We start from the raw sequence: 14862 nt of genomic DNA, 5'->3' as shown, positions 1-14862 counted from the left end.
GAGAAGCCCCATGGAGCGCCCAAGACCGGCTCCGGATCAGGACTTCAGCCCAGAAGAGCCCAATCCGGCGTCCGGCTCCGGCGCGAAAAATGGCCCACCGGAAAAACCCGGGCATAATAGATCCGCCTTAATCAGCGGGCTCCTAGGCGGCAATCCGGCCGGTTACTTACCGGCCGGTCACTTACTGTCCTGGACTTAGCGTCCTGGACTTAGCGTCCTGCACCACATTGGGCGCCCGGAGTGCGCGCCTTCCCGGGACACGCCGGTCCTGACGGCCAAATTCCCTTCAATGTGGTGCACAGTCACACGGCTACCAGCCGCGGGCGTTCCACTCCTGAAGCTTCGGCCGCTCGGCCCCCAGCGTGGTGCCGGCACCGTGGCCGGGATGGACCAGAGTCTCGTCCGGCAACGTCCCGAAGATCCGTTGCGTCACGTCGTCGAACAGTTGCTTGAAACGCTCCGGGTCCTGCTGGGTGTTTCCGAGACCGCCCGGGAACAGCGAATCTCCGGTAAAGAGGTGGGCCGGTCCGTGGGCATCGCGATACAGCAGGGCCGTCGAGCCGGCGGTGTGGCCGCGAAGCCCGATGGCCTCCAGATCGAACCCCTCAAAGTTGCCCACGTCGCCGTCGTCGAGCAGCACATCGGTGGGCACCTCGATGTCGGCCGCGTCGGCTCGTCCGGCCGCAGTTTTTGCGCCGGTTTGTTCGACGACGGCGGCCAGCGCACGGACGTGATCCCAGTGCGAATGCGTGGTGATCACCATTGCCGGCCGGGCCACCGCCGGGGCGTCGACGTCGCCGGTACCCTCAGCGAGCAGATTCAGGATAGCGCCGGCATCGTCGGCAGCATCAATGAGGACCTGCGCACCGGTTTTCCGGGCAGTCAGCAGATAAACGTTGTTGTCCATGGCACCCACGGAGATGGAGCGGATAGTGACATCCGGCAGGGTCCACACATTGGTTTCCATCCGGCCAGTGTATCCGCTCCGGCGCAAGGGCTCCGGGAAGGAGGCCGGAACCGCGGCCGAGGCGCGACTGAGCAGTTCCAGCATCGCCAGAGGGCCGCGAGGGTTCCGCCCAGAGGGAAACGCTGCTGACAATCCGACCGGACCGCGGGTAGCTTTACACTGTCGAGCCGATTCCGCCGATCCCATTGAAAATTTGTGTCGCTCCTGGAGGACATGTGTTATTTCGTTTGATCGTGCGGAAGCTGGCGCCGTACAAACTTCCCGTCGCGCTGATCATTGCCCTGCAGCTCGCGTCGACCATCGGCACGCTCTACCTGCCCACGCTCAACGCGGACATCATTGACGACGGGGTGGTGAACGGTAATACCGGAGTGATTTTCTCGCTCGGTGCCTGGATGCTCGGCATCACCGCCGGCCAGGTTCTGTGCGCCATCGGGGCAACCTACCTCAGCGCCAAAATGGCCATGACGGTTGGCCGGCAGGTCAGGACCGATCTCTTCACCAAGGTGGAGTCCTTCTCGGCCCAGGAAGTCGGGGTCTTTGGCGCGCCATCGTTAATTACCCGCACCACCAATGACGTCCAGCAGGTTCAGATGCTGACGCTGATGGGGTTCACCATGATGGTGACGGCGCCGATCATGTGCGTGGGCGGCATCGTTCTGGCGCTGCAGCAGGATGTTCCGCTGTCGTCCCTGCTGCTGGTCATTTTGCCGCTGCTGGTGGTGGCGATCGCGCTGATCGTGCGCCGGCTTGTCCCGCTGTTCCGGTTGGGCCAGAAACAACTGGACCGGATTAACGGTGTGCTCCGCGAACAAATCATGGGCATCTCCGTCATCAGGGCTTTCGTGCGCCGGGACTACGAGGCGGAACGCTTTGCTGCGGCCAACGGCGAGCTGACCAACACCCAGCTGCGCGCGGGCCGGCTGTTGTCCCTGATGTTCCCGACCATTTTCGTGGTCGTGAACATAGCCTCCGTCGGCGTTCTCTGGTTTGGCGGCCAGCGGATTGACAGCGGCGGCATGCAGATTGGCGCGCTAACGGCCTTCCTCAGCTACATCATGCAGATTTTGATGTCCGTCATGATGGCCATGTTCATGTTCATGATGATTCCGCGGGCTGCCGTCAGCGCCGAGCGCATCCAGGCGGTGCTGGATACCAGCCCCTCCGTGGCCGATGGAGCGAAGGCGCGCGACGTGCCGCGGCTGGGTGGCCGGCTGGAGTTTCGGGAGGTGGAGTTCACGTACCCGGGTGCTGAGGCGCCCGTGCTGTCCGGCCTTAGTTTCACTGCCAGCCCCGGCACGACGACGGCGATCATCGGTTCCACCGGCAGCGGAAAGTCGACCCTGCTGAACCTTATTCCCCGGCTGCTGGACCGGTCCTCGGGTTCGATTCTGGTGGATGGCCACGACAGCCACGCCCTGTCGCTGAATTCGCTGCGGTCCGCGATCGGGCTGGTGCCGCAAAAGGCCTACTTGTTTTCCGGGACGGTGGCCAGCAATGTCCGGTTCGGCAAGGCGGATGCGACGGACGAGGAGTTGTGGCGGGCGCTGGATATCGCGCAGGCCACCGATTTTGTCCGGAGCATGCCCGGTGGTTTGGACGCCCCCATCGGCCAGGGCGGGTCCAACGTCTCCGGCGGCCAGCGGCAGCGGTTGTGCATTGCCCGGGCGGTGATCAGCAACCCGGCAATCTACCTTTTCGATGACAGTTTCTCCGCGCTGGACTTTGCCACCGATGCGAAACTGCGGGCGGCACTGAAACCCGTCACCACGGAGGCCACCGTGCTGGTGGTTGCGCAGCGCGTGAACACCATTATGTATGCCGACTCCATCCTGGTCCTGGACGAGGGCAGGTTGGTGGGCCAAGGGACCCACCAGGAACTGATGGCCAACTGCGGCACGTATCAGGAGATCGTGACCTCCCAGCTGACTGCCTCGGATGCGGAGCAGGCGGCATGAGCATGATGGGACGCGGCGGGCCGCCGCAGAAGGCCAAGGCCTTCGGGCCAAGTTTAAGGCGAATTCTGGCACTGATGGCGCCGGACAGGGTCCGGATGACCTGGGTCATCGTCCTGGCCGCGGTGTCCGTGGGCTTGGGCGTGCTGGCCCCGAAAATCCTGGGCCACGCCACCGACCTGATCTTCCAGGGTGTGGTGGGCAGAATGTTCCCGGCGGGCGTGAGCAAGGCCCAGGCCATCGAAGGGCTCCGGCGACAGGGCCAGGGCCAGGTGGCCGACATGCTGGGCGGGATGGACGTCACCCCCGGCCAGGGCCTGGATCTTTCGGCGCTTGGCTGGACCCTGACAAGCGTGCTGGTGCTGTACATCGTCGCCTTTTTCTTCAACTGGAGCCAGGGCTACATCACCACGGGCATTGTGCAGCGCGCCATGTACAAGCTTCGCGAATCCATTGAAGCCAAGCTGGATCGGCTCCCGATGTCTCATTTCCAGGAGCAGTCCCGCGGCGATGTGCTCAGCAAGGTCACCAACGACATCGATAACTTCTCCCAGACACTGAACCAGACGCTGACTCAGCTGCTGGTGTCAGCGCTGACGGTGATAGGCGTGATCGCGATGATGTTCTCCATCTCGCCGATGCTGGCCCTGATCGCGCTGTGCACCATTCCGCTCACGGCAGTCGTCACGGTCCTGATCGCCAAGCGTTCCCGGGTCCAGTTCATGGCGCAGTGGAAAACCACCGGGGAACTCAATGGACACATCGAGGAAATGTTCACCGGCCATGAGATTGTCAAGGCGTTCGGAGCGCCGCAGGCGGCCATCGATAAGTTCGCGGTATCCAATGAAAGCCTCTACCGCTCCAGTTCCAAGGCACAGTTCATCTCCGGAGTGATCATGCCGTCCATGAACTTTATTTCCAATCTGAACTACGTCGCTGTAGCGGTCATTGGCGGCCTGCAGATCGCGTCCGGGAACCTCTCGATCGGCAGCGTGCAGGCCTTCATCCAGTATTCCCGCCAGTTCAGCCAGCCCATGGCGCAGATCGGTGGCATGATCAATCTGCTGCAGTCCGGCGTAGCCTCGGCCGAGCGGGTCTTCGACCTGCTCGATGCACCCGAGCAGGCCCCCGACGCCCATCCTGCCGCCAACTTGGGCGCCACGGTGGGCCGGGTGGTCTTCGATCGGGTGAGTTTCCGCTACAACCCGGATGAGCCGCTGATCGAGGATTTGTCGTTGGTGGCCGAGGCAGGGCAGACGGTGGCGATAGTCGGCCCGACCGGCGCCGGCAAGACCACGCTGGTGAATCTGCTGATGCGCTTTTACGAAATTGGAGCCGGCCGGATCAGCATCGACGGCGTCAACACGGCGGAGATGACCAGGGACGATCTGCGAAGACGCTTTGGCATGGTGCTCCAGGACGCGTGGCTGTTTGGTGGAACCATCCGTGAGAACTTGGCCTATGGCCGCCTGGACGCGACCGACGAGGAAATAGTGCAGGCTGCCGAGGCGACCCACGTCGATCACTTTGTCCGTTCCTTGCCGGAGGGTTATGACACGGTGCTCAGCGACGACGGCGGCAGCCTGAGCCAGGGGCAGCGTCAGCTGATGACGATTGCCCGCGCCTGGCTGGCCAATCCCGGCATCCTTATCCTGGACGAGGCCACCAGCTCAGTGGACACGCGCACCGAGGTGCTCATCCGGCAGGCGATGAACCGTCTGCGGAAGTCCCGCACCAGCTTCGTGATTGCGCACCGGCTCTCCACCATTCGGGATGCGGACCTGATCCTGGTGATGGATCACGGCCGGATCCTGGAGCAGGGCCGTCACGAGGAACTGCTCGAAGCGGGCGGTTTCTACCATGACCTGTACATGTCCCAATTCGGAGACCCGCTGATCGAGGAAACGGCGTCGGCATGATGGCGGCCCCACACGTGCTGCTGGCCGGTTGGCGGCCGAATCCTGCCTCCTCGGTACCGCCGTATGAGCAGCTTCGGGTGCGGATCCTGGACCTCGCAGCCGCCGGCAAGCTTCCGGCCGGCACCAAGTTTCCGTCCGTCCGTGCGCTCGCCGCCCACCTGTCGCTGGCAACCAACACGGTGGCCCGTACTTATCGTGAGCTGGAACAGGCCGGAGCGGTCAGCACTGGGGGCCGGGCGGGAACTGTGATGACCGCCACCGGGGACCAGTTGCTGGCGGAAACGGCGACGGCGGCAGCCGAGTATGCCGCCGTCGTCCGGCGCAATGGGATGGAAATGGCGACGGCGCTGGATCTGGTGCGCGCCGCCGTCGAACGCTCGGCCGGAAGTTGAGGACCGGGCAGGTTCAGACAATGCGCCGACGGCGAAAAGCGGGCCGGAACTCGAAGTTCGAAGAAAGTTTCGATTATTATGGACAGCGTGCCTACAGCAGCTGAATCCTCCCTGGCGATGCAAACGATGCCTCTGGCAGCCTCCGGGAAGGCTGACCAATCACGACTGGTGGTAAAGGGGGCCCGGGAACACAATCTGCGCAATGTGGATTTGGTCCTGCCCCGCGATGCCATGATCGTCTTCACAGGCCTGTCCGGATCCGGTAAATCCTCGCTGGCTTTCGACACCATTTTCGCCGAGGGGCAGCGCCGTTATGTGGAATCGCTGTCTGCCTATGCCCGGCAGTTCCTGGGGCAGGTGGACAAGCCCGATGTGGACTTCATCGAGGGCTTGTCCCCGGCAGTCTCGATTGATCAGAAGTCCACGAACAAAAACCCGCGGTCCACGGTGGGCACGATCACCGAAATTTACGACTACATGCGTCTGCTGTGGGCGCGCGTAGGCCGGCTCTTCTGCCCGATCTGTGGCGAACCCGTCGCACGGCAGACCCCGCAGCAGATCGTGGACCAACTGCTGGAGATGGCGGAAGGAACCCGGTTCCAGCTGCTGGCACCGGTGGTCAGATCACGCAAGGGCGAGTTTGTGGAGCTGTTCAAGGAGCTGACGGCGAAGGGCTATTCCCGCGCCAAGGTCGACGGTGAGCTGATCCAGCTTTCCGATCCGCCCAAGCTTGGCAAACAGTACAAGCACACCATTGAGGTCGTGGTTGACCGGCTGGTGGTCAAGGGCGGGATCCAGCAGCGGCTGACCGATTCGGTGGAAACTGCGCTGGGGCTCGCGGAGGGCCGGGTGCTGGCGGAGCTGGTGGATCTGGAGCCGGAGGATCCGAAGCGGATCCGCGCCTTCTCGGAAAACCTGGCCTGCCCGAACGAGCATCCGCTGGCCATTGATGAGATCGAGCCGCGCTCTTTTTCCTTCAACAACCCGTTCGGGGCCTGCCCCGCGTGCACCGGCATCGGTACCAAGCTGGAGGTGGATGAGGAGCTGCTGGTGCCCAATCCACAACTGACCTTGGCCGAGGGCGCCATTGCGCCGTGGTCGCTGGGTACGGCAACGACGGAGTATTGGAACCGGTTGCTGGAGGGCCTGTCCAAGGATCTCGGTTTTTCCATGACGGTGCCGTGGGGGAAGCTCTCCGCGGCCGCCCGCCAGGCCGTGCTGCACGGCAAGGACCACAACGTGGTGGTGCAGTACCGCAACCGGTTTGGCCGGGAACGCAAATACAGCACCGGCTTCGAGGGCGTGGTGCAATATATCCAGCGCAAGCACCTGGAGACGGAATCCGATTCCGCGCGCGACAGGTACGAAGAATACATGCGGCAGATTCCCTGCCCCACCTGCGGCGGAGCGCGGCTGAACCCGGCCTCGCTGTCGGTGCTGATCAACGGCAAGTCCATCGCCGACGTTGCTGCGCTCCCGATGCGCGACTGTGCCGACTTCCTTGCCGGCCTGGTGCTTACGGGCAGGGAGGCGCAGATCGCCAGCCAGGTGCTTAAGGAAATCCAGGCCCGGTTGACCTTCCTGCTCGACGTGGGACTGGATTACCTGAACCTGGAACGCGCCTCCGCCACTCTGTCCGGTGGCGAAGCACAGCGGATTCGGCTGGCGACCCAGATTGGCTCAGGTTTGGTGGGCGTGCTCTACGTCCTGGATGAGCCGTCCATCGGGCTGCATCAGCGCGACAACCGGCGCCTGATCGAAACGCTGACCCGGCTGCGGGACATGGGCAATACTCTGATTGTGGTGGAGCATGACGAGGACACCATCCAGGAAGCGGACTGGATTGTTGACATTGGCCCCGGGGCGGGAGAGCACGGCGGTGAGGTGGTGCATTCCGGCTCCTACGCGGACCTGCTCACCAACACCAGGTCGCTGACCGGGGACTATCTGGCCGGCCGGCGGAAGATCGGTATCCCGGCAAAGCGGCGTAAGTACGACAAGAAACGCGAACTCAAGGTGGTTGGTGCCAGGGAAAACAACCTCCGCAACGTCGACGCAGCCTTCCCGCTGGGCCTGTTCACCGCCGTCACGGGCGTGAGTGGTTCCGGCAAGTCGACCTTAGTGAACGAGATCCTGTACAAGGTCCTGGCCAATAAGCTCAATGGCGCCCGGCAGGTGGCCGGACGCCACCTGCGGGTGGATGGGCTGGAGCACCTGGACAAGGTGGTGCACGTGGACCAGAGTCCGATTGGCCGCACTCCGCGCTCCAATCCGGCCACCTATACCGGCGTCTTCGACCATATCCGCCGACTGTTCGCCGAAACCACCGAGGCGAAGGTCCGGGGGTACCAGCCCGGCAGGTTCTCGTTCAACGTTAAGGGTGGCCGCTGTGAGGCCTGCTCCGGGGATGGCACGCTGAAAATTGAGATGAACTTCCTGCCCGATGTCTACGTTCCGTGCGAGGTGTGCCATGGTGCGCGCTACAACCGGGAAACCCTCGAAGTTCACTACAAGGGCAAGACCATCGCGGACGTGCTGAACATGCCGATTGACGAAGGCGCGGAGTTCTTCGCCGCGTTCAGCCCAATCGCCCGTCACCTGCAGACGCTGGTGGACGTGGGGCTGGGGTACGTCCGGCTGGGGCAGGCCTCCACCACCCTCTCCGGCGGCGAAGCGCAGCGCGTCAAGCTGGCCGCCGAGCTGCAGAAGCGATCCAACGGGCGCAGCGTCTACGTGCTCGATGAACCCACCACGGGCCTGCACTTCGAGGACATCCGCAAGCTGCTGCTGGTGCTGCAGGGTTTGGTGGACAAGGGAAATACCGTGATCGTCATCGAGCACAATCTGGATGTGATCAAGAGCGCGGATTGGCTGGTGGATCTGGGACCCGATGGCGGCTCAGGCGGGGGCCGCGTCATGGTGGCCGGCACGCCGGAGAAGGTCGCCAAGTCGCAGGACAGCTACACGGCGGCTTTCCTGCGTGAGGTATTGGCCGCCGGCTAAAAGGATGCCCGCGGCGGCATATCTGTTTTTCTGGCCGTCCGGGACATGAGAAAATGGGCCGTGACTAATTCTGCTCCGGCCGTGCTTTTTGACCTCGATGGCACGCTGGTGGACCCGGCCGGTGGCATTACGACCGGGATTGCGCATGCGCTGTCGGCCATGAATCTCCAGGTTCCCGCGCCCGAGGTGCTGGCGTCCATGGTGGGGCCGAAACTTTCCGACTCACTGCTGGCTCTCACTGATGCCACTAATGATCAGATTCCCGAACTGATCCGTCATTACCGCCACTGGTACGCGGACCGCGGGATCGGCATGGGCAGGGTGTATCCGGGGATCCGGGATGCGCTCGAAACCCTGCGGGCGGATGGCGTGCGGTTGGGTGCTGCCACCCAAAAGCCTGAGGGCCTGGCGGCAACAGTGCTGCAGGCGCATGGTTTGGCTGGATATTTCGAGGTGATCGCGGGCTCGGCCTCCGATGAAACGCTGCTGCCCGGACAAGCCGGTTACCGCAGCGGCAAGGCCGGGATAATCGCCGCGGCGCTCGACGCGCTCTCCGGAGGCCACGCCCGAATAGCAGCTGTTATGGTGGGGGACAGGGCCCAGGATGTGGACGGCGCCACCGCCAACGGACTGGACTGCATCGGCGTCCAGTGGGGCTTCGCCCCCGCAGGTGAGCTCGCAGCGGCCGGCGCTGCCGTCGTCGTCGGCGATGCCCGCGAACTGCTTGGAGAACTGGACCGCCGGCTCGAAGTGCAGAATGCATCGCATGGCGCTTATTGAGGTCACCCGGACGCTGACCCGCGCCGCTATAGCCAGCCTCTGCCGGCCCACCGTGGAGGGCCTGGAGCAGGTACCCGCGGAGGGGCCGTTTATAGTTGCTTCCAATCACCTTTCCTTTTTGGACAGCGTGATCATGGCGGCGCTGATGCCGCGGCCGGTGGCGTTTTTCGCGAAGGCCGAATACTTCACCGGGAAGGGTTTCAGGGGCGCGCTGAAGAAGTCCTTCTTCGAGTCCGTCGGTTCCATACCCGTGGAACGCGGCGAGCAGGCCGCCAGCGTCCAGGCGTTGAGGACGCTGTTGGACATCCTCGGCACGGACAGGGCTGTGGGCATCTATCCGGAGGGAACCCGATCCCGCGACGGTATGCTGTACCGTGGCCGCACCGGAGTGGGCTGGCTGGCGCTGACCACCGGTGCGCCGGTTCTTCCGGTGGGCTTGATCGGCACCGAAAGGCTCCAACCGGCCGGGCATAGGCGGGTCCGGCCGCAGCACTTCAGTATGCGCATAGGGGTGCCGTTGTGCTTTGACAGGACCGGGACCGGCCATTCGCTGCCGGCCCGGCGGGCTGCCACCGACGCCATTATGGACGCCATCGCCGCACTTTCGGGTCAGCACCGGGCCCCGGGCTACAACCTGAGCCCAACAACCTGATACCGGCCGGCCGAACCCAGCCGGCACAAACCAGCCGGCCGGATCAGCGGCAGGAACCGCCAGCTTAGAATGGAACTGTGGCAGATCCAGTGACCTACCGGCCCAAGACCGGCGAAATTCCAACCGATCCGGGCGTCTACCGCTTCCGTGACGAGCAGGGCAGGGTTATCTACGTTGGAAAGGCGAAGAATCTCCGGTCGCGGCTGAACTCCTACTTTGCCAATCCTGTCTCGCTGCTGCCCAAGACGTACGCCATGGTGCACACCGCCTCAAGCGTGCAGTGGACGATAGTGGGCAGCGAACTTGAGGCGCTGCAGCTGGAGTACACTTGGATCAAGGAATTCACCCCGCGATTCAACCTTGCGTTCCGGGATGACAAATCCTATCCGTACTTGGCCGTGACCATGGCGGACAAGTTTCCCAGGGTGCAGGTGATGCGCGGCGAACGGCGCAAGGGCACCCGGTACTTCGGTCCGTACACCGCGGGGGCTATCCGGGACACCGTGGACACCCTGCTCCGTGTCTTTCCGGTACGCACTTGCAGCGCCGGCGTCCTCAAACGGGCCCAGCAGAGCGGTCGGCCCTGCCTGCTGGGCTACATCGACAAATGCTCCGCGCCCTGCGTGGGTCGCGTAACGCCGCAAGAGCACCGTGAGCTGGCGGAGGAGTTCTGCGCCTTCATGGGCGGGGAGGCGACGCGTTTTATTGCCAAGCTGGAACGGCAGATGGCCGGCGCGGTGGCGGAACTCGATTACGAACAGGCCGCCCGGCTGCGCGACGACGTGGTGGCTCTGCGCAAGGTTTTCGAACGCAACACCGTGGTGCTTTCCGAAGACACGAACGCGGATATTTTCGCGGTGCATCAGGATGAACTGGAAGCGGCGGTGCAGGTGTTCCACGTCCGCGGCGGCCGGATCCGGGGGCAACGAGGCTGGGTGGTGGAGAAAGTGGAGGACACCTCGCCGGCCGAGCTGGTGGAACACCTGCTGCAGCAGGTCTACGGTGCTGACAGTCAGGCAAACGACGGGATCCCGCCCCGGATCCTGGTGCCGGAGCTGCCCTCCAATGACGCGGAGCTGGCCGAATGGCTGAGCGGGCTGCGGAACGGGCGGGTGCAGATCCGGGTGCCGCAGCGCGGGGATAAGGCGGCCCTGCTGGAAACGGTTCGGCAGAACGCCGAACAGGCGATGAAGCTGCATAAGTCCCGCCGGGCCGGGGATCTCACCACCCGGTCGCTGGCGCTGCAGGAGCTTCAGGAGGCCCTGCATTTGCCGGTGCCGCTGCTGCGCATTGAATGTTTCGACATCTCCCATGTCCAGGGCACCAACGTGGTGGCGTCCATGGTGGTGGTGGAGGATGGCATCGCCAAGAAGAGTGACTACCGTAAATTCGCCATCACCGGCGATGCCGCCGTGGATGACACCGCCTCAATGTACGACGTCATCTTCCGCCGCTTCCGGCGGCACCTCGAGGAACAGAACGTCCGGGCCGGAACCGGCGCTGTCGAAGCGGCGGTGTCCGGGGAGATCACCGATGCCGGTGGGACCACCCGGCCGCGCTTTGCGTACCCGCCCAATTTGGTGGTGGTCGACGGCGGTGCGCCGCAGGTTGCTGCGGCCACCCGGGCGCTGTCCGATTTGGGCATCTCCGACGTCTATGTGGTGGGGCTGGCCAAGCGGCTGGAAGAGGTCTGGCTGCCGGAGAACGATTTTCCGGTGATCCTTCCACGGACCTCGCAGGGGCTCTATCTACTGCAGCGGATCCGCGATGAGGCGCACCGGTTCGCGATTACCTTCCACCGGCAAAAACGTGGGAAGTCGATGATCGCCTCCGCCCTTGATGCCGTGCCCGGAATGGGACAGGCCAAACGCAAGGCGCTGCTGGATTCCTTCGGTTCGGTAAAGTCGGTCAAGGCCGCACCCCAGGAGGAACTGGCCCGGGTCAAAGGCATCGGTCCGGTTCTTGCTGCGGCTGTTTTTGCCACCCTGCACCCCGCGGATGGGGCTCCGGAAGCCGAACCGGCCATCAATATGACCACCGGCGAGATTCTGCAATCTTAGCTATTCTAGGGGAGGCGCCACACGGCGCCGAAGGACGCAGGGAATCCCGCCACGGTGAGCCCCAGAATCAGCCAGCCAACCATGACAGAGCGAGCATAATGACCGAGCCAGCACGATGACCGATCCAGAGTACGCCGGGGCGGAATCGACCGTCCCCGGCGCAGGCCGGATCCGGGAGGGCGACCTTACGCCGATCAAACCGGTTGAGTCCGAGCTGCTGGTGGTCACCGGCATGTCCGGTGCGGGCCGGAGTACGGCCGCGAACGCCCTCGAGGACCACGGGTGGTACGTGGTGGAGAACCTGCCGCCGCAGATGCTTGGCACGCTGGCAGAACTGATGTCGCGGATGCCACAATCCCTGCCCAAGCTCGCCGTCGTGGTTGATGTCCGCAGTAAGGCCCTGTTCGCGGACATCCGTGACTCGCTTAATGCCCTCTCCGCCAGCGGTATTTCGTTCCGGGTGCTGTTCCTGGACGCGAGCGACGAAACGCTGGTGCGGCGCTTTGAACAGGGACGGCGGCCGCATCCGCTGCAGGGCAACGGGCGGATGCTTGATGGCATCGCCGCCGAGCGCGAACTGCTCGCGGACATGAAGTCCGTTTCGGAAATGGTGCTGGACACGTCCACCCTGAACGTGCACGAACTCGGCTCCGCAGTGACAGAACTGTTCTCCGAATCCGGTCCGGTGGTGCTCCGGCTGACCGTGATGAGTTTCGGATTCAAATACGGGCTGCCCGTCGACGCCAACTTTGTGGCCGATGTCCGCTTCCTGCCTAACCCGCACTGGGTACCGCAGCTGCGCCCGCACACCGGACTGGACCGGGATGTGAGCGACTTCGTCCTGATCGAAAACAACGCAGCTGAGTTCGTGGACCGCTATGTCCATGCTTTGGAACCAGTGTTGGACGGCTATCGGCGGGAGAACAAGCACTATGCGACCATCGCCGTCGGCTGTACCGGGGGTAAGCACCGCTCCGTCGCGGTGGCCTCCGAGCTCGCCAAACGCCTCGCCCAACTGCCGCGCGTCACAGTGAGCACGCGGCATCGTGACCTGGGCCGCGAATAATGGCGCTGCTGACCGGTCCGCTGCCCATGGTCCCGGCCGCCGGCAAGGCGGGGCCGGGCAGTACGGAGCCCCGCATCGTGGCCCTCGGCGGCGGCCACGGACTTGCGGCCTCGCTGTCCGCGCTCCGGCTGCTGACGACGGAGCTGACAGCGGTGGTGACGGTGGCGGACGACGGCGGTTCCTCCGGTCGCCTGCGCACGGAGCTCGGGGTGCTCCCTCCCGGTGATCTGCGGATGGCCCTTTCGGCGCTGTGTGATGACACCGACTGGGGACGCACGTGGCGCGATGTCATGCAGCACAGGTTCAAATCCCGCAACGGCGGTCAAGGCTCGCTGGACAATCATGCCCTGGGCAACCTGCTGATCGTCACGCTGTGGGAACTGCTGGGGGATACCGTGGCGGGTCTGCAGTGGGCCGGTGCCTTGCTGGGTGCCCGGGGCCAGGTCCTGCCGATGGCCAGTGTTCCGCTGACCATCGAGGGCCAGGTCCGCGGCCTTTCCGCCGACGGGACTGAAAACACGCGCACCATTCACGGCCAAGCCTCGCTGGCGGTAGCCGGTCCGGTGGAAAATGTGCGACTCCTGCCGCTGGACGCGCCAGCCTGCGAGGAGGCACTGACAGCTATTGAACTGGCGGATTGGATTGTCCTGGGGCCGGGCTCGTGGTATACCTCGGTGCTGCCACACCTGCTCTTGCCCGAACTGCGCCAGGCACTGTGCGGGACGGCGGCAAAGCGCTGCCTTACCATGAACCTGGATGTCAATGACAAGGAGACCACAGGCATGAGCGCCGCGGATCACCTGCGCGTGATCGCCCGTTACGCTCCCGAGTTCGGCGTGGACGTGGTGCTGGCGGATCCCGGTTCGATACTGGATCGCCAGGACTTCGCGCGGGCTGCATCAATGATCGGCGCCGAGGTGGTTTTGGCTAAGGTGGCTGGCTCCTCAGGCCGGGCGGAGCACGACCCATTGCGCCTTGCGGCGGCGTATCACGATATTTTCGGCACTGGTTAGGATGGCAATATGGCGCTGACATCGGCGGTCAAAGAAGAACTTTCCCGGCTGGACATCAAGAAATCGTCGGTCCGCAAGGCGGAGATTTCCGCGCTGCTCCGCTTTGCCGGCGGCCTGCACATCATTTCCGGGCGGATCGTCATTGAAGCCGAGGTGGACCTTGCGGCCACTGCCAGGCGCCTGCGCGCCGCCATTGCGGAGATCTACGGCCACCAGAGTGAGATTATGGTCGTCTCCGGAGGTGGCCTGCGGCGTGGCCACCGCTACATTGTCCGGGTGGTGCGCGACGGCGAAGCTCTGGCCCGCCAGACCGGCCTGCTGGATGCGCGCGGACGGCCGGTTCGCGGCCTGCCCTCCGTAGTGGTGAACGGATCCGCCGCCGACGCGGAGGCCGTCTGGCGCGGCGCCTTCCTGGCGCACGGCTCGCTGACCGAACCCGGGCGTTCCTCGTCCTTGGAGGTGACCTGCCCGGGACCGGAGGCCGCATTGGCCCTGGTCGGAGCCGCGCGCCGGTTGAACATCGCGGCCAAGGCGCGCGAGGTGCGCGGCGTGGATCGGGTGGTGATCCGGGACGGCGATACCATCGCGGCCCTGCTGACCCGCATGGGTGCCCACGATGTGCTGCTGTCCTGGGAAGAGCGGCGGATGCGCAAGGAGGTGCGGGCCACTGCCAACCGGCTGGCCAACTTCGACGACGCCAACCTGCGGCGCTCGGCCCAGGCGGCCGTGGCTGCAGGTGCCCGCGTGGATCGGGCCCTGGAAATCCTGGGTCATGATGTGCCAGAACATCTCAGATATGCCGGCGAGCTCCGGGTTGCTCACAAGCAGGCCAGCCTGGACGAATTGGGCCGGCTCGCCGATCCGCCGATGACCAAGGACGCCATCGCCGGGCGGATCCGCCGGCTGCTGGCGATGGCGGACAAAAAGGCCCGTGAGCTTGGCATCGAAGGCACGGATGCCAATGTGACCCTCGAGATGCTGGACGAGTAGGAATCCACCGGGGCGAAGTCCGCGGACAAAAAGTCCTAGGATGAAACTGCAGGAAAACGAATATT

11 protein-coding genes are annotated in these 14862 nt (G+C 64.3%); 10 read left to right on the top strand and 1 reads right to left on the bottom strand.

The features are described from left to right. Positions 1-310 precede the first annotated feature (310 nt). Positions 311-967 (bottom strand): MBL fold metallo-hydrolase, encoded by a 657-nt coding sequence (locus IV498_RS05765; RefSeq protein ID WP_269045606.1) that lies wholly within the window; start codon positions 965-967, stop codon positions 311-313. 215 nt (positions 968-1182) lie between these two features. On the opposite strand from IV498_RS05765, the gene IV498_RS05760 reads away from it, so the two are divergent. From IV498_RS05760 to whiA, 10 genes are all read left to right on the top strand, one after another. After that, positions 1183-2925 carry an ABC transporter ATP-binding protein gene (locus tag IV498_RS05760; RefSeq protein WP_269045605.1) on the top strand — a complete coding sequence of 581 codons (1743 nt, stop codon included), beginning with the start codon at positions 1183-1185 and terminating at the stop codon, positions 2923-2925. Continuing rightward, positions 2922-4841: an ABC transporter ATP-binding protein gene (locus IV498_RS05755; RefSeq protein WP_269045604.1), complete on the top strand. Its 1920-nt coding sequence runs from the start codon at positions 2922-2924 to the stop codon at positions 4839-4841. The genes IV498_RS05760 and IV498_RS05755 overlap by 4 nt, the downstream gene beginning before the upstream one ends. Then, on the top strand, positions 4838-5233 hold the full coding sequence (locus IV498_RS05750; RefSeq protein ID WP_269045603.1) for a GntR family transcriptional regulator: 396 nt from the start codon (positions 4838-4840) through the stop codon (positions 5231-5233). The genes IV498_RS05755 and IV498_RS05750 overlap by 4 nt, the downstream gene beginning before the upstream one ends. A 117-nt stretch (positions 5234-5350) precedes the next feature. Next, entirely contained in the window at positions 5351-8236 is a 2886-nt protein-coding gene (gene uvrA / locus IV498_RS05745; RefSeq protein ID WP_269045613.1) for an excinuclease ABC subunit UvrA, read from the top strand. A 60-nt stretch (positions 8237-8296) separates the two neighbouring features. Continuing rightward, positions 8297-9016 carry an HAD hydrolase-like protein gene (locus IV498_RS05740; protein ID WP_269045602.1) on the top strand — a complete coding sequence of 240 codons (720 nt, stop codon included), beginning with the start codon at positions 8297-8299 and terminating at the stop codon, positions 9014-9016. Then, a complete protein-coding gene (locus tag IV498_RS05735) occupies positions 9003-9668 on the top strand; it encodes a lysophospholipid acyltransferase family protein (RefSeq protein WP_269045601.1) in 666 nt (221 codons plus the stop codon). Before IV498_RS05740 ends, IV498_RS05735 begins: the two co-directional genes overlap by 14 nt. 77 nt (positions 9669-9745) lie before the next feature. Further along, the gene (uvrC, locus tag IV498_RS05730) at positions 9746-11728 is read left to right on the top strand and encodes an excinuclease ABC subunit UvrC (protein WP_269045600.1); all 1983 of its coding nucleotides are present in this window, start codon (positions 9746-9748) and stop codon (positions 11726-11728) included. 115 nt (positions 11729-11843) lie between these two features. Beyond that, positions 11844-12794 carry an RNase adapter RapZ gene (gene rapZ / locus IV498_RS05725; protein WP_269045599.1) on the top strand — a complete coding sequence of 317 codons (951 nt, stop codon included), beginning with the start codon at positions 11844-11846 and terminating at the stop codon, positions 12792-12794. Further along, a complete protein-coding gene (locus IV498_RS05720; protein ID WP_269045598.1) occupies positions 12794-13807 on the top strand; it encodes a gluconeogenesis factor YvcK family protein in 1014 nt (337 codons plus the stop codon). Before rapZ ends, IV498_RS05720 begins: the two co-directional genes overlap by 1 nt. Before the next feature lie 9 nt (positions 13808-13816). After that, positions 13817-14797: a DNA-binding protein WhiA gene (gene whiA, locus IV498_RS05715; RefSeq protein ID WP_269045597.1), complete on the top strand. Its 981-nt coding sequence runs from the start codon at positions 13817-13819 to the stop codon at positions 14795-14797. Positions 14798-14862 lie beyond the last annotated feature (65 nt).

Origin of the sequence: Paenarthrobacter sp. Z7-10 (assembly GCF_026932795.1) — a bacterium.
Lineage (GTDB): Bacteria > Actinomycetota > Actinomycetes > Actinomycetales > Micrococcaceae > Arthrobacter_M.
The sequence above is the reverse complement of the archived record's forward strand: the minus strand, read 5'-3'. Positions and strand labels throughout refer to the sequence as shown.